The organism is Halorussus sp. MSC15.2, from assembly GCF_010747475.1.
Taxonomy (GTDB): Archaea; Halobacteriota; Halobacteria; order Halobacteriales; family Haladaptataceae; genus Halorussus.
This window is the reverse complement of the sequence record NZ_VSLZ01000001.1, coordinates 1,259,555-1,279,020: the sequence shown is the minus strand read 5'-3', so window position 1 is coordinate 1,279,020 and position 19,466 is coordinate 1,259,555. Positions and strand designations below refer to the sequence as shown.

Genomic DNA, 19,466 nt, shown 5'->3' with positions numbered 1-19,466 from the left:
TCGGAGACGCCGAGCGCGTTCCGATAGCGTCTCAGTCGTCGTCGGCCGGACTCGCTCGTTCGCCCAGCAGTTCCTCGCGGTGTTCGTCGAGCAATGGCGCGCGCTCGCCCGGTTTCGGCGGCGTCTCGCTCAACTTGATGGGCGACCCCGCGATGGTCACCTCCTCGTCGGCACCCGGTTGTTCGACCTCGACCAGCATGTCGCGGGCGCGGACGTGGTCGTCCTCGAACACGTCGGCCACGTCCTGCACGGGCGCGCAGGGCACCGACCCTTCGAGGCGGTCGCAGATGTCGTCGGCCGGGAGGGTCGCAGTCCAGTCCGCGATTTCGGCGCGGAGCGACTCCCGGTTCTCCAGTCGGTCGGCGGTCGCGGGATACTCCACCGCGAGGTCCGGGCGGTCCATCGCCTCGCAGAGCGCCCGCCAGTGGTTGTCGCCGAAGGCGGCCACGACGACGTAGCCGTCTTCGGCCTCGAAGGCGTTGTAGGGGAACAGCGTCGGGTGGGAGTTCCCTCGACGGGTCGGGACCTCGCCGGTGTAGGAGTGCTGGTAGACCGCGCGCTCGCACATCGAAATCATGGCGTCGTACATCGCGGTATCGACGTACTGGCCCTCACCGGTCCGGTCGCGATGGCGCAGCGCCGCGAGGATGCCCACCGCGTTCAGCGTCGCGGTGAATAGGTCGCCGATGCCCGGTCCCACCTTGCTCGGCGGGCCGTCCTCCTGTCCGGTAATCTCCATGACTCCGCCGAGCGCCTGCGCGATGAGGTCGAACGAGGGTTGGCCCTGTCGGTGGGTCTCGCCGGTTCGGGGGTCGCCGAACCCGCGGATGGAGGCGTAGACGAGTTCGGGGTTGCGCTCGCGCAGGGTCTCGTACGCGAGGTCGAACCCCTCCATCGTCCCGGCCCGGAAGTTCTCGACGACGACGTCCGCGTCTTCGACCAGTCCGAGGAAGTCTTCACGGTCGGTCTCGTCGGTCAGGTCCATCTCCAGACTCCGCTTGCCGCGGTTGACGCTCTGGAAGTAGCCGCCGTAGGCGTCGTCGTCGCTCACGAACGGCGGGTTCGGGCGGATGAGGTCGCCGCCGGGGCGCTCTATCTTCACTACGTCGGCCCCGAGGTCCGAGAGGAGCATGGTGCAGTACGGTCCGGCCAGAACCTGCGTCAGGTCGAGTACGCGCACGTCGTCGAGCGCTTGCATCGTTCCGGCCATCGCCCACCCGGACCAAAAACCTTCCCAATAAATAATGTGGTTTGTATGGAAGGGACACATACACCCTCAAATGACCTTAAAGGGATTTAATCATGAACAATGATTATCTTTAAGTATTGTTCATTGAAGTTCTACTCGATGTCTGCTACAGTCATCCTCGGCGTTATCGGGTCCGACGCGCACGCCGTCGGCATCACGATACTCGAACAGGCGCTCTCCGCGGCTGGTTTCGAGGTCGTCAACCTCGGCGTCCAGTCCAGCCAATCGGAGTTCGTCAGCGCGGCGGAGGCACACGAGGGTGACGCCGTACTCGTCTCCTCGCTGTACGGTCACGCCGAGCAAGACTGCCGCGGCTTCCACGAAACCATCGAAGCCGCGGACCTCGACCTCCTGACCTACATCGGCGGCAACCTCTCGGTCGGTCAGGAGGAGTTCGACCGGACCAGAGACCGCTTCCGAGAGATGGGTTTCGACCGGGTGTTCGACTCCGAGACCAAGCCCGCGGAGGCCATCGCGGCGCTGAAGGCCGACATGAACATCGCGGAGTCCGAGGCCGAACGAGCGAGGCTCACGTCCTGAACCCCCGTTTTCACCATGTTACGCGATACGAGACTCTCCGGAGAGGACCTCTCACGCATCGACGAACAGATTCGAGCCGGCTGGTCGGTGGAAGAAATCGACTTCGAGGAGGCGGTCGCCTACCACGAGTCGCTCCCGCGGAGCAAGCAGTTCGCCCGCGTCCTCGAAGACGCCGACCGACCGCTCCTCCAACCTCGCGCTGGCGTCCCGCGACTCGACGACCAGATAACGCTGCTGCGCCACCTCGAAGACGCCGGGCGCGCCGACCTGCTCCCGACGACCATCGACTCGTACACCCGGGACAACGAGTACGAGAAGGCCCAGCAGGGTCTCGAAGAGGCCCGCGAGAGCGGCGAGGACACCCTCAACGGGTTCCCCGCGGTCAACCACGGCGTCGAGGGCTGTCGGAGCCTAATCGAGTCCGTGGACGCGCCGATAGAGGTGCGCCACGGCACGCCCGACGCCCGCCTGCTCGCGGCCGTCACGTTCGCCGGCGGCTTCCAGAGCTTCGAGGGCGGCCCCGTCTCGTACAACATCCCCTACACCAAGGAGCACGACCTCGCGCAGACCATCGAACACTGGCAGTACGTGGACCGCCTCGCCGGGGCCTACACCGAGCGCGGCGTCACGATAAACCGCGAACCGTTCGGGCCGCTGACGGGGACGCTCGTCCCGCCGAGCATCGCCATCGCCGTGATGCTGGTCGAGGGGATGCTCGCGGCCACGCAGGGGGTCCGGAGCATCACCCTCGGCTACGGGCAGGTCGGCAACCTCGTCCAGGACATCGCGGCGCTGCGGGCGCTCCGCGAACTCGGCGAGGAGTACCTCCCCGACGACGTGACCGTCACCACCGTCTTCCACGAGTGGATGGGCGGGTTCCCGCCGGACGAGGCCCGCGCCAGCGGCGTCATCGCGCTCGGCGCGGCCACCGCTGCCATCGCGGAACCCGACAAGGTCATCACCAAGTCCCCGCAGGAGTTCGGCGGCGTCCCCACCAAGGAGGCCAACGCCGAGGGCCTGCGAACCACCAGACAGCTCATCGACATGATGCGCGAGCAGGACATCGCGCTCGACGGCGTCGAGCGCGAACGCGAGTTCGTCGAGAAGTCCACGCGGTCGCTGATGGACACGATACTCGAACTGGGCGACGAGGACGTCGCGCAGGGCGTCGTGAAGGCCTTCGACACGGGGAAACTCGACGTTCCCTTCGCCCCGAGCGAGAGCGCCGAGAGCGCGGTCCTCCCGGCCCGCGACGACGACGGTCGGGTCCGCATCCTCCAGTTCGGGGACCTCGCGCTCGACCCCGACCTCCGGGACGTTCACACCGACAGACTCGACCGGCGGGCGCGCGCGGAGAACCGCGACCGCTCGTTCCAGATGGTTGCCGACGACGTGGACGCCATCAGCGAGGGGCGTCTCATCGGGCGTCCGGGAGGTGAGGGCGCGTGACGACGATAGCGCGGGTCCGGGCGGTGCCCGGCGCGTCGGGGTTCTTCTTCGACGACCAGCGCGCCATCAAGCGCGGGGCCGAGCGCGACGGTGCCGCCTACCGAGGCGACCCGGTCACCCCCGGATTCGACCGCGTCCGACAGGCGGGCGAGGCGATAAGCGTCCTGCTCGAACTCGACGACGGCACGGTTGCGACCGGCGACTGCGCCGCGGTCCAGTACTCCGGGGCGGGCGGGCGCGACCCGCTGTTCCGCGCCGAGGAGTTCGTCCCGGTCGTCGAGGAGACGGTCGCAGACGCGCTGGTCGGCCGACCCGCCGAGGCGTTCGCGGAGAACGCCGACCTGTTGGCGGACCTCGACGGTCCCGACGGCGAGCGCCTGCACACCGCCGTCCGGTACGGGGTCTCGCAGGCGCTCCTCGACGCCGCCGCGACGGCCCGCCGCGCGACGAAGACCGACGCGCTGGCCGACGCCCTCGGGACCGACCCGGCCGACGACCCGGTCCCGGTGTTCGGCCAGTCGGGCGACGCCCGCCGGGACAACGCCGAGAAGATGCTGCTGAAGGGCGTCCCCGTCCTCCCTCACGGCCTGTTCAACAGCGTCGAGAAGGTCGGCGAGGAGGGCGAGCGGTTGGTCGAGTACCTCGATTGGCTCTCTACGCGCGCCGCCGAAATCGGTCCGGCGGGCGCGGACTACTCGCCCCGATTCCACGTGGACGTGTACGGCGTCCTCGGCGAGGTGTTCGGCCCGCCCTACGACCGTCCGGAAGTCGCCGACTACTTCGCGGACCTCCGGGCGGCGGCCGCGCCCTACCCCCTGCAAGTCGAGGGGCCGATGGACGCGGGCGGCCGGGCCGAGCAGATTCACGCTATGGCCGAACTCCGCGACGGACTCGCCGACGCGGGCGTCCCGGTGGACCTCGTGGCCGACGAGTGGTGCAATACGCTCCCCGACGTGGAGGCCTTCGTGGACGCGGGCGCGGCCGACGTGGTGCAGGTCAAGACGCCCGACCTCGGCGGGGTCCACCGGAGCGGCGAGGCGGTCCGGTACTGCGAGGGGACCGACACCCGCGCGTACCTCGGCGGGACGTGCAACGAGACCGCAGAGTCGGCCCGGACCTGCGCCCACGTCGCGCTCGCCACCGACGCCGCGCAGGTGCTGGCCAAGCCCGGCATGGGGTTCGACGAGGGGTACATGATAGTCACGAACGAGATGCGGCGGGCGCTCGCTCGCCGCGACCTCCGACAGTCTCGGGTGGTCGCGGATGACTGACTGGACCGACGCCGACGCGTTCGCGGCGGCGCTGGAGCGCGCCGAGACCCGCGAGAAGGGCAACTGCTTCGAGGACTTCGCCGAGGGCGAGACCGTCGAACACGACCCGGGACTCCGACTCTCTCGGCACGGGTCGGAACTCTGGGCCGGGCAGACGCTCAACTACGACCCGACGTACTGGCGGCCCTCGGTCGCCCGGACCCGGGGCTACGACGAGGTGCCAGTCCACCCCGACTACCTGCTGGCCTGCGTGATGGGCGCGAGCGTCGAGGACCTGAGCGAGAAGGGCGGCTACTTCCTCGGGCGCGAAGACCTCCGGTATCACCGACCCGGCGTCCCGCCGGGGACCGAACTCCGCGTGGAGTCGGTCGTCGAGGAGAAGGCCGAGTCGAGTTCGCACCCGGCCTACGGCATCGTGACGTGGGAGACGACGGGCTACGATGCCGCGACGGGCGACCGCCTGCTCTCGTACTCGCGGACGAACATGATTCCGCGCCGCGAACCGCTCGCCACCGACGGCGAGGGGCAGGGCGCGGGAGAGTCAGCGGAGGCCCAGCGTAACGACGCTGACCTCCCGGCGGAACTGCTCGCGCCCGAAGGCGGTTACTTCGAGGACTTCCGGGACGCGCTCGACCGGGCCGACGGTCGGGACGCCGCGGTCGCCTACCGCCACGAGCGCGGGCGCACCATCGACGACACGACCGTCGCCCAACTTCCACTGGCGACGCTCAACACCGCCAAGCAACACCACAACGCCGACGCGATGGCCGACTCGCCGTCGGGCGAAATCGTCGCCTACGGCGACGTGACCCGGTCCATCGCGCTCGGGCACGCTCGCTCGGACGAGCGGACCCTCCGCGAGGTGTCCTGCGACGACGAGCGATTCCACGACTTCGTGACGGTCGGCGACACCGTCTACGGCTTCACGCGCGTCCTCGACGCGACGGAGACCGACCGCGGCGCGGCCCTCGCGGACGGTCCCGAGGGCGGCCCGGACGCGGGCGAAGTCACCTTCGAACACGTCGCGTTCAACCAGCGCGACGAACCGGTCTACTCCGGGACGCGAACCGCGCTCGTCCGGAGACGAGACTGACGATTAGAAACCAGAACCCAACCATGACTACCACACGACTCTGCCGAACGTTCCAGACCGCGCCCGCTGGCGTCGCCCGCGACGACAGCGCGAAGTACCTCCGCTCGGGTCTCGCCGCCGAGGGGTGGCAGGCACCCGACTGGCTGGTGCCCGACCTCGAAGACGGCACCGCGCCCGACCGGAAAGACGAGGCCCTGCGGAACGTCCGGGACCTCCTGCCGGAGTACGCGCCGGAGTTCGCCGGGGAAATCTGGCCCCGCGTCGAGTGGGGCTACGACGACGAGTCGGCCAGCGAGCGCGGCCGCGACCAGATAGCGACCCTCGCGGAGTCGGTCGGCGAACACCTCGACGGCGTGGTCGTCCCCAAGGTCGGCCGACGCGCCGACGTGGAGGCGGCCGAGGCCGCGGTCGAGGCCGCATCGCAGGAGACGGGCCACGACATCGAACTGGCCGTCATCGTAGAGACCGCGCGCGCTCGCTCCGACCTCCGGGAGATAGCCCGCCTCGGCACCGACGCGCGCCTCGCGGCGCTCGTCTTCGGCCCGGTGGACTACGCCGCGGAACTCGGCGGCCGGGAGGTCGGCGGGAGACCGACGTGGCCCGGACTCTACGAGGCGATGTCGAACGAGGCCAGCGCGAACGACCTGCTGGCAATCGGCGGTCCCTTCGACCGCCTCTATCGCGAACGCGCAGGCGTAACATTCTATAGTGGAGACGAGTACGCCGAGTACGTCGAGCGCGAGGCGCGGGTCGGTCTCGACGGGAGTTGGTCGCTCCATCCTAACCAGACCGAGCAGGCCAATCGCATCCACCTCCCGACCGACGACGAACTCCGCGAAGCGGTCCGGAAGATAGCGGCCTTCACCAAGGCGAAGGACGACGGGACCGGCGCGGTGTCCATCGACGGCCAGATGGTGGACGAGGCGACGTTCAAGGGATTCGAGAACACGGTCGAGACGGTCCGCGCGGTCCACGACGCCCGCGAATCCCAGACGCGAGAGTTCTACGACGCCGACCTGTTGGAGCGCGCGCTCTCGGTAGGATAACGAGACGCGAACACGGCGAGGGGATGGGGACGCTCGGTCTCACGCCGTCGGCGACGGTCAGGGTTCGGCCCACGACAACGGGAGGTACCGACCGCGCACGCTGCCGGGCGTCGGCACCGTTCCGACCGCCCGCCAGCCGTCGGCCCCGCGCCGGAGCAGTCGGCCTCGGTGGGTCGCTGTCAACACGTCGCCGTCGGTCTCGCACCACCCGAGTGCGACCGCCTCCGGCGTCGGCGACGACACACGGTCGAGTTTCTCACCGTCGCGGGACTCGAACAGTGCGTGGTCGGCGTCGTCTTCCCAAGACGCCGAGGACGCCGGTGCGCCGCCGGCGTAGACGACGCCGTCGCGGACGAAGGCCTCGCGGAAGTACCGCTGTCGGTGGTCGTCGTCCAGTCGTTCCCACGTGCGGCCGACGTCGGTGGAGCGGTAGAGTCCGCTGCCCGTCGAGGCGACCAGCGTCTCGGCGTCGGCCAGCGCGACGTGGTGGATGTCGTCGGTGTGGGGTGCGTCGAACCCGTCGATGCGTCTGTCCGTCCACGTCTCGCCCCGGTCGTCGCTGACGTGGACGCCGCCGACCTCGACGCCGGCGACGATTCGGTCGGGCGCGTCCGAGTGGGTCCGGAGGCTCCGGACCTGCGAGACGCCGTCGTGACGGGGGATGCCCCAATCGGCCCGCTCGCGCAACTCGCTGAATCCGGGGACCTCCGACCAGTCGCGTTCGTCGGTCGGGACGCCGTCGTCAAACTCGGCGGCGAACACGCGAGCGGGCCGGGTCCCGGCGTAGAACCTATCGCCCGACGGTGCGGCGGTGACCGCGTACACCTTCGCCTCCGGGAGCGCGAGGGGCGTCCACTCGCTCCCGTCCGGCGAGTAGTACAGCCCCGACTCCGCAGTTGCGAACAGTCCGTCCACCGTGTCGGACTGGTAGAGGCGATACACTCGCTCGGCGTCGAGGACCTTCTCGGCGGACGATTCTCCGGGTTCTCGGACGTCGGCGATTCGGTAGACGCCGTCGTCGCTTCCCGCGAAGAGCATGGGCGGAAGACCGGCGCGCCGTTCCTTATTTCTTCCGTCGGTGACAGTTCGCGCGTCGGTGCCCGACCCGACTCGGGGAGCAGGACCCATTTGCGCCTACTCCAAACCATAAATACCGGTCCCCTCCAACGTTCCCCTAATGAACGGAAACAGCTTCGGTCGCCTCTTCCAGTTCACGACGTTCGGCGAGAGTCACGGCGAGGCGATGGGGGTCACCGTCTCGGGATGCCCGGCGGGTCTCGAACTCTCAGAAGAGGACGTACAGGCCGACCTCGACCGGCGCAAGCCCGGCCAGTCGATGATAACCACGAGTCGCGGCGAACCCGACCACGTGTCGATTAAGTCGGGCTTACAGGACGGGTACACCACCGGCACGCCCATCGGAATGGTCATCGAGAACAAAGACGCGCGGTCCGAGAAGTACGAACCGTTCGTTACCGCGCCCCGGCCCAGTCACGGCGACTTCACCTACTCGGCGAAGTTCGGCACCCGCAACTGGGGCGGCGGCGGCCGGTCGTCCGCGCGCGAGACGGTCAACTGGGTCGCGGCGGGCGCGATAGCAAAGAAGTTGCTCGCGCGCGAGGGAATCGAACTCAAGGCCCACGTCAACCAGATAGGCGACATCGAGGCTCCCGAGGTCTCCTTCGAGCAGATTCTCGAACACAGCGAGGAGAACGAGGTCCGGTGCGCCCACCCCGAGACGGCCGAGCGGATGCGCGAGCGAATCGACGAGTACCAACAGGAGGGCGACTCCATCGGCGGGTCCATCTACTTCGAGGCCCGCGGCGTCCCGCGCGGACTCGGCGCGCCGCGGTTCGACTCGGTCGAGGCCCGACTCGGGCAGGCCATGATGAGCGTCCCGGCCTCCACGGCCTTCGAGTTCGGACTCGGCCGCGAGGCCCGCGAGTACACCGGGAGCGAGCGCAACGACGAGTGGGAGTTCGAGGACCCGGAGAACCCGGAGGAGAGCGACCCCGTCCCGGTCGAGAACGACCACGGCGGTCTCCAGGGCGGCATCACCACCGGCGAACCCATCTACGGCGAGGTCACGCTCCACGCGCCCACCTCGATTCCCAAGTCCCAGACCACGGTGGACTGGGAGACCGGCGAGGAGCGCGAGGAGCAGGTCATCGGTCGCCACGACCCCGTGCTTCCGCCCCGGGGCGTCCCGGTCGTGGAGGCGATGCTGGCGGTGACGCTCGTGGACTTCATGCTGTTGGGCGGTCGCATCAATCCCGACCGCGTGGACGACCGACCCGGCGAGTACGACACCGACTACCACCCGAACAGTCCCCGGAACGAGTGACGTAGCCGAGCGCGCGACTGCGGTCGAACGAGCGCCACTTCCGGAGGCGCAGAAAAAGTCGGTCGGTCCGACTACCGGTCTCGGAGTCGTCAGTTACGCCGAACTGTTGTTTGCGCCACCGCCGCCGCCACCGCTCACGACGTTGATGTCGCCCACCATCGTGTTCGGGTGGACCAGACAGATGTACTGGGCCATCTCCGGCGAGGCGGTGAATCGGACGCCCTGCACCGCGCCCTCCTCGGAGAGGACCTCCGTCTTGGCGATGAGCGATTCGAGCGTCGTCTGTTGGCCCTGTGCCTCCCCGGTCATGTTCTGCTGACCCTCCGTCATGTTCTGCGGACCTCCCGTCACGTTAGTGAACCCGGTGATGTTCCCCTGCGTGATGTTGAGCGAGACGGTCTGGTCCTCCTGAGTCCGGTTTATCTGCTGGAACGTGTCGGACTGGACCGAAATCGGTTCGAGGACTTCGAGGTTGTTCCCTTGGTCGTCCTGAATGGCGAAGTTGTGGCCCACGCCGTCGCCGTTCTCCCACATCAGCGTGTAGGTCGTGCCCTCCTGCAGGTTCAGCGTCGGGTTCGACGACCCCTCGGCGGTCGCCTCGCCCGGCAGGCGGTAGCCCTGCCACGCCCGCGTGTACCCGCCGAGTAGGATTACTTGGTCGGCCTCGCCCTGTCCCTGCGCGAGAACTGTTGCGTTCACACCGGCCAATGCACCTGTCGCTGCCGCCGCTTTCAGGAAGCGGCGACGGGACGTCTGTTGTGTCATGAAACCCCCACGGGTAGCTCATCGGCGAAGGGATTAAAGGGAGGCAACCGTTGGTACGCTTTCGGTGAATGGGACTCTCGTAATGGGAGGTTACGAATCGTCGTGAACCGTTGTAGCGCTATCACCGGCCCGATTTCCCGACAACGGTTACTTACGATGTCCGGAAGTCCTTCGCGACATCTCCCCCAATTTGCCGTAAATTTATTACGTATACCACAGTAACAATAGACAAGGTCGAGAACCGTGTCCAAGAGTAACATGGAAAACGATATCAGTGATAGCTCGGGGCTGACGGAAGCACCGGACCGCTCCGGGGTCTACCGCGCGACGTACGACCCGAAGGGGCAGACGACGGTCAGCGACACTGTCATCGCAGCGATAGCGGAGGTCGCCGGCGTCGATCCGACCCAGACCGTCATCCCGCTCTCGGAGACCATCGACCCGGACGCGCTGGACGCCCTCTTCGCCGACTGCGAAGGGGACGCGCAGGTCACGTTCCGCGTCTGTGGTCTCGAAGTCCTCGTCCGGAGCGACGGCCGGGTCCGAATCGTAGACGAGTCCGTCTCCGACGCCGAATGAGGAGGTGAGTGGTGTGCAAGATACGAAGTTAGTGCGGACTTGCATCGATGCCGACCCCCACACGCTCGTCATGCGACGGCAGTGTGACGCGTCATCGCTCGACCTCCTGTTCGACGCACTCTCGGTGGACGACCCCACCGACGCGCTGGCGGTCACCTACGAGGGGCCGGAGGAACTGCTCGAAACGTGGCGCGAGCGAATCGACCGACGACCGCGGAACGTCGGCGTCGTCAGCGTGGGCGAGCAGATGCGGTCGGCGACCGCCACGACTCCCACCGACCGCAACGTCGTTCGGGGCGTCCCTGACCCCGAAGACGCCGAGGCGATACGGAGCGCCGTCACCGGCTACCTCGACGCGTGGCCCGCCGACGGCCATACCGTCGCGTACTTCGACTCGGTGACCGAGTTCCTCGACCACTGGGATGCCGGGACCGGGGTCGAGTTCCTCCGACGCCTGCTCCGGTCGCTCGACGCCCGCGACACCGTCGGCTACTTCTGTCTGACGCCCGCGGTCCACGACCGGGCGACCGTTCGAGAGGTCGCGTCGCTGTTCGACACGGTCGTCGAGTGCGTGGAGAGCACGACCGAGGCGGTGTCGGAACCGTCGGTCAGCGACTGCTTCGAGGCCGTCTCGGACCCGCGGCGACGCTACGTCCTCGCCGAACTGACCGGACACGAATCGACCGGTATCGCCGAAATCGCCGACAGCGTGGCCGCACGGACCTCCCTCGACCGTCAGCAGGTGACGGCGTCGCTGAAACACGTCCACCTGCCGAAACTGGCCGACTTCGGGATGGTGGCGTACGACCGCGAGCGCGAGCGAATCGCACCGGGCGAGTACTTCGAGCGCGTCGAACCCTACTTCCGGAAGGCCGTCGGCGGCGATGCGACACCGCAGACCGAGTAGGTGGGCCGAACGCGCGGACGCACTCGGCCGAACGCACGGGGCGCTCCGACCAGTTTTTACCGCGGCGTCCCCACGATTCCGACGATGGACGCGAACCAGCAGACTCGCTCGAACCCCTTCGGGATGGACGCCGACTGCGAGAACTGCCCGGAACTCTGTGCGACTCGCGAGCAGGTCGTCCACGGGTACGGCGACGTGGGTGCGGACTTCCTGTTCGTCGGCGAGGTGCCCGACGAGGGGGCCGACCGGACCGGCGTCCCCTTCACGGGCGACGAGCGCGGCGAGGCCCTCCAGCACGTGCTGGGACTGCTCGGTCTCAACAACTCCCTGCCGAGCGACGACGAACCGGAACTCGACAACGCCTTCGTGACCTACCTCGCGCGGTGTCACACCCCGGAGCGCGCGCCGACCGACGAGGAGATTCGGACGTGCGAACCCTACCTCAACGCCGAGATTCGGATGATAAACCCGGAGATACTTGTGCCGGTCGGCCAGCGCGCCCTCGCGGAAATCGCGACCGAATACACCACCGCGCCCGCCGAGGAGTTCGACGCGGCTGATGACCATGCCACGACTATCCGCGGCAGGGGCTTCGAAATCGTGCCGATGGCCGACCCGCTCGACCAGACCGACGCCGAGCGAGAGGCGTTCCTCGACCACTTCTCGTCGCTGATGGACCGCGACTACCGCCAGACGAAGGGACGGCGCGGTCGCTGAGTCCGCGCGTCGTTACTCCCAGTAGGGGTTCGACAGCCAACGGTTCGGGCCACTTCCCCACTTGCTCCACGCGAGGACCGCCGCGAGTACCAGAGCGACGACCGCGAGCGCGGCGAGATTCCCGAGCACTGCGCCGACGAGACCGGCCAGTCCGCCGAGCGCGAGGAACGCGAGCAGTGCGACCGAGAGCGCGGCGAGAGGTCTCCACCAGTCCATGCTGGGACGGTCGGCCGCCAGTGACAAAAAACGAGTCTTTTCGCGGTCGGGTCAAGACCGCGCGGCCGTGGACGGACAGAATGGCGACTTTCAAGGCCGCGCGACGGGAAGGTAGGATATGACCGTTATCGCCGTCTTCGCGGACCCGCCACGGCCGGGGTTAGTGCTGCCCAGACTCGCCGAGTCGTCGCCGCTCTCCCCGGCGGAGGCGGCCGACCTCTACGCCGCGTCGCTGAAGGACACCGTCCGCGCCGTCGAGCGGAGCGGTGGCGAACTGCTGGTCAACTACCGCGACGAGGAGATGATTCCCGAGGGCCACGACGGCGACCGGAAGGCCGAGGCCGAGGTCCGCGCGCTCGTGACCGACGCCCTCGCGGACCCCGGCGAGGCCCGCTTCGAGGTGCAGGTCGGGTCCACCGTCTCCGCACGCGCCGGCAATACGATTTCTCACCTGCTCGAACAGGAGGAAGTGCAGTCGGCCGCGGTCGCGCCCGGCACCGCACCGATGCTCACGCGCAAGGAGATAGACAGCGCCGCGATGAAACTCCGACGCAACGAAGTGGTCCTCGGCCCGAGCGAGAGCGGCCGGGTCCACTTCACGGGGTTCACCGAGACCATCGACTTCGAGGACGCCTACGCCACGCCCGCAGTCGAGACGCTGGCGACTCGCGCCACCGACGCGGGCCACGAAGTCGGGTTCCTGCCCGCGAACACCACCGTCGAGACCGGCGCGGACCTCGCCTCGCTCGTCGCCGTCCTGAACGCCCGGATGTCCGCCGGTCGTACGGTCCCCGAACACACCACGACGCTGCTCCGCGAGTGGGGCCTCCGCGTCGCCGAGGGCGAGGACGGTCCGGAGTTAGTCCGAGAGTAGACCGACAGTTCTTAGACGACCGAGGGAAAACGTCTCACCGCGCGGTGGGATGGCAGAGCGGCCTATTGCGCCTGCCTTGAAAGCAGGTGGCGTCATGCCTCTTGGGTTCAAATCCCAATCCCACCGTACTTCTGGTGCTCACGACCCGGCGAACACCTCGTGTGTTCGCCACTAGTGAGCGCCTGATTCGAATCGGATTTGAAGGAGACGAGTCGCACGCCCGGACCGGCGCGGAGCGCCGCACGCCCGGACCGTCTCGGCGTAGTTCAAATCCCAATCCCACCGCTTTTCCGACGACCTGTCCGCGAGCGGTGTCTCCGCTCGCCCCACCGCGAGCGTCCGATTTGACCGAAAGAAGACGCGCCTACTCGACCTGCAACTGAATCGGGTAGTCCGTCAGGTTCTCGTAGCCGTCCTCGGTGACGACGACGAGGTCCTCGATGCGGATGCCGCCGACCTCGGGGTCGTAGAGACCGGGTTCGATGGTGACGACGTGACCCGGTCGCAGTTCGCCGCCGTCGGGACTGACGCGGGGGAGTTCGTGAACGTCGAGACCGATGCCGTGGCCCGTGCTGTGGATGAACCCCGTCTCGGCCGCGGAGTCGCTCCGGAGGGTGTCGTACCCCTTCTCCTCGTACACGTCGCAGACCGCGTCGTGGACCGCCTTCCCGGTGACGCCGGGTTCCAGCGCGTCGAGCGCGGCCTCGAACGCCTCGCGGGTGTCGTCGTAGCGCCGCCGGACCTCCTCGCTCGGTTCGCCCACGACGAACGTCCGGGTCATGTCGCCGTGGTACTTGGTCGCCTTGTTCCGGGGGAAGATGTCGATGACGATGGTCTCGCCCGCTTCGAGCGGACCGCTCCCGCGGTTGTGCGGCCCGGCGGCGTCCGCGCCGCAGGCGACGATGGTCTCGTCCAGTCCGCACCCGTGGCGCAGGAGCGTGACCTCTATCTCCTCCTTGACGCGCTCGCTAGTCAGGACCTCGCCGTCGTAGTAGAGCGTGCCGCCCTCGACGCTGGCGTCGGCCAGCATCTCCTCGGCGGCCCGCATCGCGGCCTCGTTGGCGCGCTGGGCCTCGTGGACGTGTTCGACCTCCTCGTCGCTCTTCGTCGCGCGAATCTGGGTCACCACGTCCTCGTCCAGTACCTCGACCGAGACGCCCTGCTCGCGCAGTCCGTCGGCGGTCCCCAGCGGGAAGCGCTCGGGCGCGGCGACCGACTCGACGCCGCGGTCGGCGAGGAACGCGGCGACCGCGCGCTGTTTCGCTTCGCTCCGGCCGTGTTCGCTCACAAGTTCGGGAAAGTCGTAGTCGGCGAGGCGGGCCACCTCGTCCGCCCGACTCTCGGACTTCGCGCGGCCGTACTCCAGTCCCGAGACGAGGAGAGCGGTCTCCTCCGGTGTGTAGAGCGTGACGAACGCGTCGGGCGCGTCGAAGCCCGAGAGGTACAACTGGTCGGAGTCGCCCGAGTCGGCGTCGAGCAAGTAGCCGTCCACGCCGGTCTCGGCCAGCGAGTCCGTGAGCGGTGACAGGTCGGGGTTCATACCAACCGAAAGCCGCGCGAACGGCAAAACGATACGGGTTCCGGAACGAGGTGCGGAGATGTGACTCGGCGGCGCTCGTGTCCAGACCTCGCGTTCCGACCTCACTCCCGCGCCTCGGACCGTCCGTCACGTCTGACCGTCGAGTTCGGGCCGACGAAGTAGGTGGCGTACTGCGTGAAGTAGTCGGCGTGGAGTGTCGTCGCGCCCTCGCCGGTGCTGGCCGACGCCGAACACCACGCGACGACTCGGAAGCCGTCGCCGTACGCCGCGACCGAATCGACGCCGCACTCGACACTGACCGCGGTCGATTCGTCGCGGGAGAGTTGGTTGTAGACGTACCGGCGCTCGAACGTCTCGACGTAGGCATCGACCGACTCGGCGGTCGGGACCGCCGGGCGCTCGGGCCGGGACTTCGGCCCGTCGGGGAACTCGACTGACCCCTCCGGGAGCGACGTATCGACGCCGACCGGGTGGGTCGTGGGTTCGTCGGAGGTCCTCGATTCGGGGGCGTCGGTCCCCGTCTCGTGGGGTTCGCCGGTCGTCTCGCGCGGTTCCGCGGTGCTCTCGGTCGATTCGACGGGCGTCTCGTCGGCCTCCTCGCGGAGCAGTCCGGACGCACATCCGGCGAGCGACCCCGCGAGGGCGACCGCGCCGAGGCGGAGGACGCGGCGTCTCGGCGACCGACGCGCGGCGGAGTTGGGCGACCCGTCAGGTCGGCGTCTCGACGGTGGCACGTCCGGCGACTCTCGGCGACGCTGTAAATACTTTCTCCGGCGCATCCCAAGCTATTCGGTCCGGGCGTTCGACGCCGCAGATATGTCGCCCGACCAACCTTCGAAGCGAGCGCGCGAACCCTCGACCGCACTCCGAATCGCGCTCGGGGTCGTCGCGCTCCTCGTCGTCCTGTACAGCCTCCTAATCGCGACGCGCCCGCTCCTCGGCGTGGCCTTCGTGGTCTGGCTGTTCGGGGCCTACCTGCTCTGGCGGTTCTTCCACCTCGCGGCCCGGTTCGTCGGCGCTGTCGAGCGATCGCCGACGCGATGGAGGGCCGGACCGAATCGGGGGAGCGCCGAACCGCCCCGGAAGAGCGGAGTCGCGAACGCCACGAACGATAGCGCGAGTCGTGAGGCAGTTCGCTCGGTCCCGACTCGCTCGGCGGGCCACAATCCAAATCATCGCTCGCGCCGAACGATTCACCATGAAGTACCTCGTCGCGGTCGATGGCTCCGAACCCAGCATGGACGCGCTCCGGTACGCGGTCGAGCAGGCGGCCGCGACCGGCGCGACGGTAATCGCCATCAGCGTGGTCGTCCCCGAGCAGTTCTTCACGGCGGGGACGACCCGCCGATGAGCTATCAGGAGACCGCCGACGAACTCGTCTCCGAAGACATCGAGGACGCCGAGGCGGAGGCCCAGCGGACGCTCGACGAGGCGGCCGAAATCGGCGACGAGACCGGCGTCGAGGTCGAGACGGGGATGCTCTACGGCGAACCGGTCGATGCCATCACCGAGTACGCCGACGACGAGGAGTTCGACGCCATCTTCGTCGGCCACCGGGGACTCTCCGAGGAGTACGAGGGACTGGTCGGCAGCACCGCCAAGGACATCGTCGGGCGGGCGACGGTGCCCGTGACGGTGGTCCGGTAACGGGGAGGTCACCGCTTGCCGGTGACCCCCGCGGGTCCGGGAATCTGCCACCTCCGGTATTCTGATACGCCCCCGACCCGTCGGGCCGGACATGGACGTAGAAATCGAACCATCGACGCTCTCGGGGAGAGCACGCGCGCCCTCCTCGAAGAGTTACACACACCGGGCGATTCTGGCCGCGGGCTACTCCGGCGGTGCGCTCGTCTACGACCCCCTCCTGAGCGCCGACACGAAGGCGACGATGCGCGCGGTGGAGGCCTTCGGCGGGAGCGTGACCCGCGAATCAGACCACCTCGACGTGGACGGGTTCGACGGGCGACCCGAGGTGCCCGGCGACGTGCTCGACTGCGCGAACAGCGGGACGACCATGCGACTCGTCACGGCGGCCGCGGCGCTGGCCGACGGTCTCACGGTCCTGACGGGCGACGGGTCGCTGCGCTCGCGGCCCCACGGACCGTTACTCGAAGCAGTCGAGGAGTTGGGCGGTCGGGCCGAGAGCACTCGCGCGAACGGGCAGGCCCCCTTGGTCGTCGGCGGCCCTGTCTCCGGCGGGTCGGTGTCGATGCCCGGCGACGTCTCCTCGCAGTTCGTCACGGCCCTGCTGATGGCCGGAGCGGTCACCGACGAGGGAGTCGAAGTCGAACTCGAAACCGAACTCAAGTCCGCGCCCTACGTCGATATCACCCTCGAACTGCTGGACGAGTTCGGCGTCGAAGCCGGGAAGCGGAACCTCGGCGGCCGGGGAGACGGTGAGAACCCGGGCGACAGTGGGGACGCAGACGGTGACGAGGGTGCGGGCGGCGGCACCTACTACGTCGAGGGCGGTCAGTTCTACGAACCCGAGGACGGCGAGTACCACGTTCCCGGCGACTTCTCCTCGATTTCGTACCTGCTCGGGGCCGGCGCGGTCGCGGCCGACGAGGACGCGGCGGTCCGCGTGGGCGGCGCGTACCCGAGCGCGCAGGGCGACTCGAAGATAGTCGGCGTCCTCGGGCGGATGGGCGCGGACGTGGACTGGAACCGCGACGACGGCGTGATAACCGTCGAGCGCTCGTCGCTCTCTGGCGTCGAAGTGGACGTGGGCGACACCCCCGACCTCCTGCCGACCATCGCGGCGCTCGGCGCGGTCGCGGACGGCGAGACCCGCATCGTCAACTGCGAGCACGTCCGGTACAAGGAGACCGACCGGGTGTCCGCGATGGCCGAGGAACTGGCGAAACTCGGCGCGGAGACCGAGGAGACCGAGGATACCCTGACCGTGGCCGGCGACGAGAGCGACCTGACCGGCGGCGAGGTGGACGCCGCGGCGACCACCGAATCGTGATGGCGCTGTCGGTGGCGGCGCTCGCGGCCGACGGTCCCACGACGATAGCCGGGGGCGAACACGTGGACGTGTCGTTCCCCAACTTCTTCGAGATGCTGTACGAACTCGGCGCGACCGTGAATCGGTAGTCCGGAAGCGCACCGTCCGGCGACGGCGCCCGGCGGTCGAACGACCGGCATTTATGACAATGAAGAGAGGAGTTTGACGAGTGTACGAATGACTGACGACCAATACGATTTCGAGAGTATCGCAGTCGGCGCGGGGGAAGAGAGACCGCAGGCCGACACGAAGGACGTGGTCACGCCGATTCACCTCTCGGCGACGTTCGGACTGGACTCCGCGGGGTATCCAGAGGAGGGGTACACCTACACCCGGCACAGCAACCCGACACGGGACCGCCTCGAAGACCGACTCGCGGACCTGTCGAACGCGGCCCGCGTGTTCGCCGCGTCGTCGGGGATGGCGACGGTCTCCACTGTGTGTCTGTCGCTACTGAGTCCGGGCGACCGCGTCGTCGCCGCCGACTCGCTGTTCGGCGGCACGAAGCAACTGTTCGACGAGTTCCTGACCGGGTTCGGCGTCGAGGTGAGCTACGTCGATGCGACCGACCCCGAGAACGTCGCCGACGCGCTCGGACCGTCCGCGGAACTCGTCTGGATGGAATCGCCGACGAACCCGCTGCTGAAACTCTGTGATATCGAAGCCGTCGGAGAACTGACCGAGGAACACGGCGCGACCCTCGTCGTGGACAACACGTTCGCCACGCCGTACGCGCAGCGCCCGTTGGACCTCGGTGCCGACGTGTCGGTCCTCAGCACCACGAAGTTCGTGAACGGCCACACCGATTCGGTCGGCGGTGCGATAGCGGTCGGGGACGCCGACTTGGCCGAGCAGTTCGGGTTCGTACTCCGTGACGTACTCGGGGCACCGCTCTCGCCGTTCGATAGCTACCTCGTCGCCCGGGGCCTCAAGACGCTCCCCGCGCGGATGGAGTCCCACCAGCGAAACGCGACGGAGGTCGCGGCGTTCCTCGCCGACCACGAGTCGGTCGCCGCCGTCAACTACCCCGGACTGCAGAGCCATCCCGACCACGACCTCGCCGCCCGACAGATGGACAACTACGGCGGGGTCGTCACGTTCGAACTCGACGGCGACGGTGCCGAGACCCGGGCGTTCGTCGAGGAACTCGACGTGTTCGAACTCGCGATGAGTCTCGGCGGCGTGGAGTCGCTGGTCGAACACACCGCGAGCATGTCGGCGGCGTCGCTCTCACCGGCGGAGCGCGAGACCGCGGGCATCTCCGATTCGCTCGTCCGCCTCTCGGTCGGACTGGAGAGTCCGGACGACCTGATTCCGGACTTGGCCGCGGCCTTGGACGAGGTGTGAGTCGGGGTTCCGCTGACGCTCGCACGGCCGCGGTCGCTCGCTCAGACCTCCTCGCCGTCTCGGACTTCGTAGTGTTCCACGCGCTCGTCGTAATCGGTGAGCAGTTCCTGTGCCTTCGGCGGGACGTAGGCCTCCTCGTAGTCCTCTCCCGCGAACTCCTCGACGGCGTCCCACGAGTCGAACCGCGTGATAGTGACGTACTTGATTTCGTCGCCGTCCTGCTCACGGCGTGCGATTTCGAATCCCCGGTAGCCGTCGCCGGTTCTCTCGGCGATGGTGTCGTAGTTCTCTTCGACGACGAGTTGCTCGTACTCCTCGGCGTTCTCGGGCGTCGTCCACCCGTGCCAGATGCGGATTATCATAACGAACGCCGTAGGCTTGCGTCTCCCGCCGGTTAGGTCTCACGACCCCTGCAAGAGACGTCCGGAGCGCACCGGTCCGGAAATCGGCGTCGTCGAACCGTGTTCCTCCCGACTGCCACAACCGGCAAGTGTGCGTCCGTCGAACTCGGATTCCATG

22 protein-coding genes and 1 tRNA gene are annotated in these 19,466 nt (G+C 68.2%); 16 read left to right on the top strand and 7 right to left on the bottom strand.

Annotation, left to right across the window (positions count from 1 at the left end):
- Positions 1 to 31 precede the first annotated feature (31 nt).
- Positions 32 to 1,198, bottom strand: coding sequence for a succinyl-CoA:mesaconate CoA-transferase (mct, locus tag FXF75_RS06660; RefSeq protein WP_163520880.1), 1,167 nt, complete (start codon positions 1,196 to 1,198; stop codon positions 32 to 34).
- Between the two features lie 150 nt (positions 1,199 to 1,348).
- Here mct and glmS point away from each other — a divergent pair, with 150 nt between their 5' ends.
- Genes glmS through citE form a run of 5 tightly spaced genes read left to right on the top strand, consistent with a single transcriptional unit; the run spans position 1,349 to position 6,648 of the window.
- Positions 1,349 to 1,789 carry a methylaspartate mutase subunit S gene (gene glmS, locus FXF75_RS06655; RefSeq protein WP_163520878.1) on the top strand — a complete coding sequence of 147 codons (441 nt, stop codon included), beginning with the start codon at positions 1,349 to 1,351 and terminating at the stop codon, positions 1,787 to 1,789.
- Between the two features lie 15 nt (positions 1,790 to 1,804).
- Positions 1,805 to 3,238 carry a methylaspartate mutase subunit E gene (locus tag FXF75_RS06650; protein ID WP_163520877.1) on the top strand — a complete coding sequence of 478 codons (1,434 nt, stop codon included), beginning with the start codon at positions 1,805 to 1,807 and terminating at the stop codon, positions 3,236 to 3,238.
- The gene (locus FXF75_RS06645) at positions 3,235 to 4,509 is read left to right on the top strand and encodes a methylaspartate ammonia-lyase (RefSeq protein WP_163520875.1); all 1,275 of its coding nucleotides are present in this window, start codon (positions 3,235 to 3,237) and stop codon (positions 4,507 to 4,509) included. The genes FXF75_RS06650 and FXF75_RS06645 overlap by 4 nt, the downstream gene beginning before the upstream one ends.
- Positions 4,502 to 5,602, top strand: a complete 1,101-nt coding sequence (gene mch / locus FXF75_RS06640) for a 2-methylfumaryl-CoA hydratase (RefSeq protein WP_163520873.1) — start codon at positions 4,502 to 4,504, stop codon at positions 5,600 to 5,602. The genes FXF75_RS06645 and mch overlap by 8 nt, the downstream gene beginning before the upstream one ends.
- Positions 5,603 to 5,625: 23 nt before the next feature.
- Complete coding sequence (gene citE / locus FXF75_RS06635; protein ID WP_163520872.1) at positions 5,626 to 6,648, top strand: L-malyl-CoA/beta-methylmalyl-CoA lyase; 1,023 nt, start codon at positions 5,626 to 5,628, stop codon at positions 6,646 to 6,648.
- Positions 6,649 to 6,705: 57 nt separating this feature from the next.
- Here the strand turns inward: citE and FXF75_RS06630 are convergent, their stop codons facing one another.
- Positions 6,706 to 7,686, bottom strand: a complete 981-nt coding sequence (locus FXF75_RS06630; RefSeq protein WP_163520870.1) for a WD40 repeat domain-containing protein — start codon at positions 7,684 to 7,686, stop codon at positions 6,706 to 6,708.
- A gap of 139 nt (positions 7,687 to 7,825) precedes the next feature.
- On the opposite strand from FXF75_RS06630, the gene aroC reads away from it, so the two are divergent.
- Positions 7,826 to 8,992 carry a chorismate synthase gene (gene aroC / locus FXF75_RS06625; RefSeq protein ID WP_163520868.1) on the top strand — a complete coding sequence of 389 codons (1,167 nt, stop codon included), beginning with the start codon at positions 7,826 to 7,828 and terminating at the stop codon, positions 8,990 to 8,992.
- A 93-nt stretch (positions 8,993 to 9,085) separates the two neighbouring features.
- Here the strand turns inward: aroC and FXF75_RS06620 are convergent, their stop codons facing one another.
- Positions 9,086 to 9,757: a twin-arginine translocation signal domain-containing protein gene (locus FXF75_RS06620; protein ID WP_163520866.1), complete on the bottom strand. Its 672-nt coding sequence runs from the start codon at positions 9,755 to 9,757 to the stop codon at positions 9,086 to 9,088.
- Positions 9,758 to 10,015: 258 nt separating this feature from the next.
- Between FXF75_RS06620 and FXF75_RS06615 the strand changes: the two genes are divergently transcribed.
- The 3 genes from FXF75_RS06615 to FXF75_RS06605 all read left to right on the top strand — a co-directional run bounded on the left by FXF75_RS06615 (position 10,016) and on the right by FXF75_RS06605 (position 11,960).
- Positions 10,016 to 10,336, top strand: coding sequence for a HalOD1 output domain-containing protein (locus FXF75_RS06615; RefSeq protein WP_163520864.1), 321 nt, complete (start codon positions 10,016 to 10,018; stop codon positions 10,334 to 10,336).
- 13 nt (positions 10,337 to 10,349) lie between these two features.
- Positions 10,350 to 11,243 carry a helix-turn-helix transcriptional regulator gene (locus FXF75_RS06610; protein ID WP_163520862.1) on the top strand — a complete coding sequence of 298 codons (894 nt, stop codon included), beginning with the start codon at positions 10,350 to 10,352 and terminating at the stop codon, positions 11,241 to 11,243.
- 84 nt (positions 11,244 to 11,327) lie between these two features.
- On the top strand, positions 11,328 to 11,960 hold the full coding sequence (locus FXF75_RS06605; protein WP_163520861.1) for a uracil-DNA glycosylase family protein: 633 nt from the start codon (positions 11,328 to 11,330) through the stop codon (positions 11,958 to 11,960).
- Positions 11,961 to 11,972: 12 nt separating this feature from the next.
- On the opposite strand, the gene FXF75_RS06600 is transcribed toward FXF75_RS06605, so the two are convergent.
- A complete protein-coding gene (locus FXF75_RS06600) occupies positions 11,973 to 12,176 on the bottom strand; it encodes a hypothetical protein (RefSeq protein WP_163520859.1) in 204 nt (67 codons plus the stop codon).
- Between the two features lie 118 nt (positions 12,177 to 12,294).
- Here FXF75_RS06600 and FXF75_RS06595 point away from each other — a divergent pair, with 118 nt between their 5' ends.
- Positions 12,295 to 13,050 carry a hypothetical protein gene (locus FXF75_RS06595; RefSeq protein ID WP_163520857.1) on the top strand — a complete coding sequence of 252 codons (756 nt, stop codon included), beginning with the start codon at positions 12,295 to 12,297 and terminating at the stop codon, positions 13,048 to 13,050.
- Positions 13,051 to 13,093: 43 nt separating this feature from the next.
- Positions 13,094 to 13,176: transfer RNA gene (locus FXF75_RS06590), tRNA-Ser, on the top strand.
- Positions 13,177 to 13,414: 238 nt separating this feature from the next.
- Here FXF75_RS06590 and FXF75_RS06585 read toward each other — a convergent pair.
- Both FXF75_RS06585 and FXF75_RS06580 read right to left on the bottom strand, forming a co-directional pair.
- Positions 13,415 to 14,590, bottom strand: coding sequence for a Xaa-Pro peptidase family protein (locus FXF75_RS06585; RefSeq protein ID WP_163520855.1), 1,176 nt, complete (start codon positions 14,588 to 14,590; stop codon positions 13,415 to 13,417).
- A 101-nt stretch (positions 14,591 to 14,691) separates the two neighbouring features.
- Entirely contained in the window at positions 14,692 to 15,324 is a 633-nt protein-coding gene (locus FXF75_RS06580; protein WP_163520853.1) for a hypothetical protein, read from the bottom strand.
- A 464-nt stretch (positions 15,325 to 15,788) separates the two neighbouring features.
- On the opposite strand from FXF75_RS06580, the gene FXF75_RS22465 reads away from it, so the two are divergent.
- The 5 genes from FXF75_RS22465 to FXF75_RS06565 all read left to right on the top strand — a co-directional run bounded on the left by FXF75_RS22465 (position 15,789) and on the right by FXF75_RS06565 (position 18,947).
- A complete protein-coding gene (locus tag FXF75_RS22465; RefSeq protein WP_240334504.1) occupies positions 15,789 to 15,941 on the top strand; it encodes a universal stress protein in 153 nt (50 codons plus the stop codon).
- On the top strand, positions 15,938 to 16,237 hold the full coding sequence (locus FXF75_RS06575) for a universal stress protein (protein ID WP_240334503.1): 300 nt from the start codon (positions 15,938 to 15,940) through the stop codon (positions 16,235 to 16,237). Before FXF75_RS22465 ends, FXF75_RS06575 begins: the two co-directional genes overlap by 4 nt.
- 91 nt (positions 16,238 to 16,328) lie before the next feature.
- The gene (locus tag FXF75_RS06570) at positions 16,329 to 17,561 is read left to right on the top strand and encodes a 3-phosphoshikimate 1-carboxyvinyltransferase (RefSeq protein ID WP_375335520.1); all 1,233 of its coding nucleotides are present in this window, start codon (positions 16,329 to 16,331) and stop codon (positions 17,559 to 17,561) included.
- The gene (locus FXF75_RS23450) at positions 17,561 to 17,689 is read left to right on the top strand and encodes a hypothetical protein (protein ID WP_375335519.1); all 129 of its coding nucleotides are present in this window, start codon (positions 17,561 to 17,563) and stop codon (positions 17,687 to 17,689) included. The genes FXF75_RS06570 and FXF75_RS23450 overlap by 1 nt, the downstream gene beginning before the upstream one ends.
- Positions 17,690 to 17,777: 88 nt before the next feature.
- A complete protein-coding gene (locus tag FXF75_RS06565; protein WP_163520851.1) occupies positions 17,778 to 18,947 on the top strand; it encodes a PLP-dependent aspartate aminotransferase family protein in 1,170 nt (389 codons plus the stop codon).
- A gap of 41 nt (positions 18,948 to 18,988) precedes the next feature.
- Here FXF75_RS06565 and FXF75_RS06560 read toward each other — a convergent pair whose 3' ends face one another.
- A complete protein-coding gene (locus FXF75_RS06560) occupies positions 18,989 to 19,309 on the bottom strand; it encodes an antibiotic biosynthesis monooxygenase (RefSeq protein ID WP_163520849.1) in 321 nt (106 codons plus the stop codon).
- Positions 19,310 to 19,466: the final 157 nt, after the last annotated feature.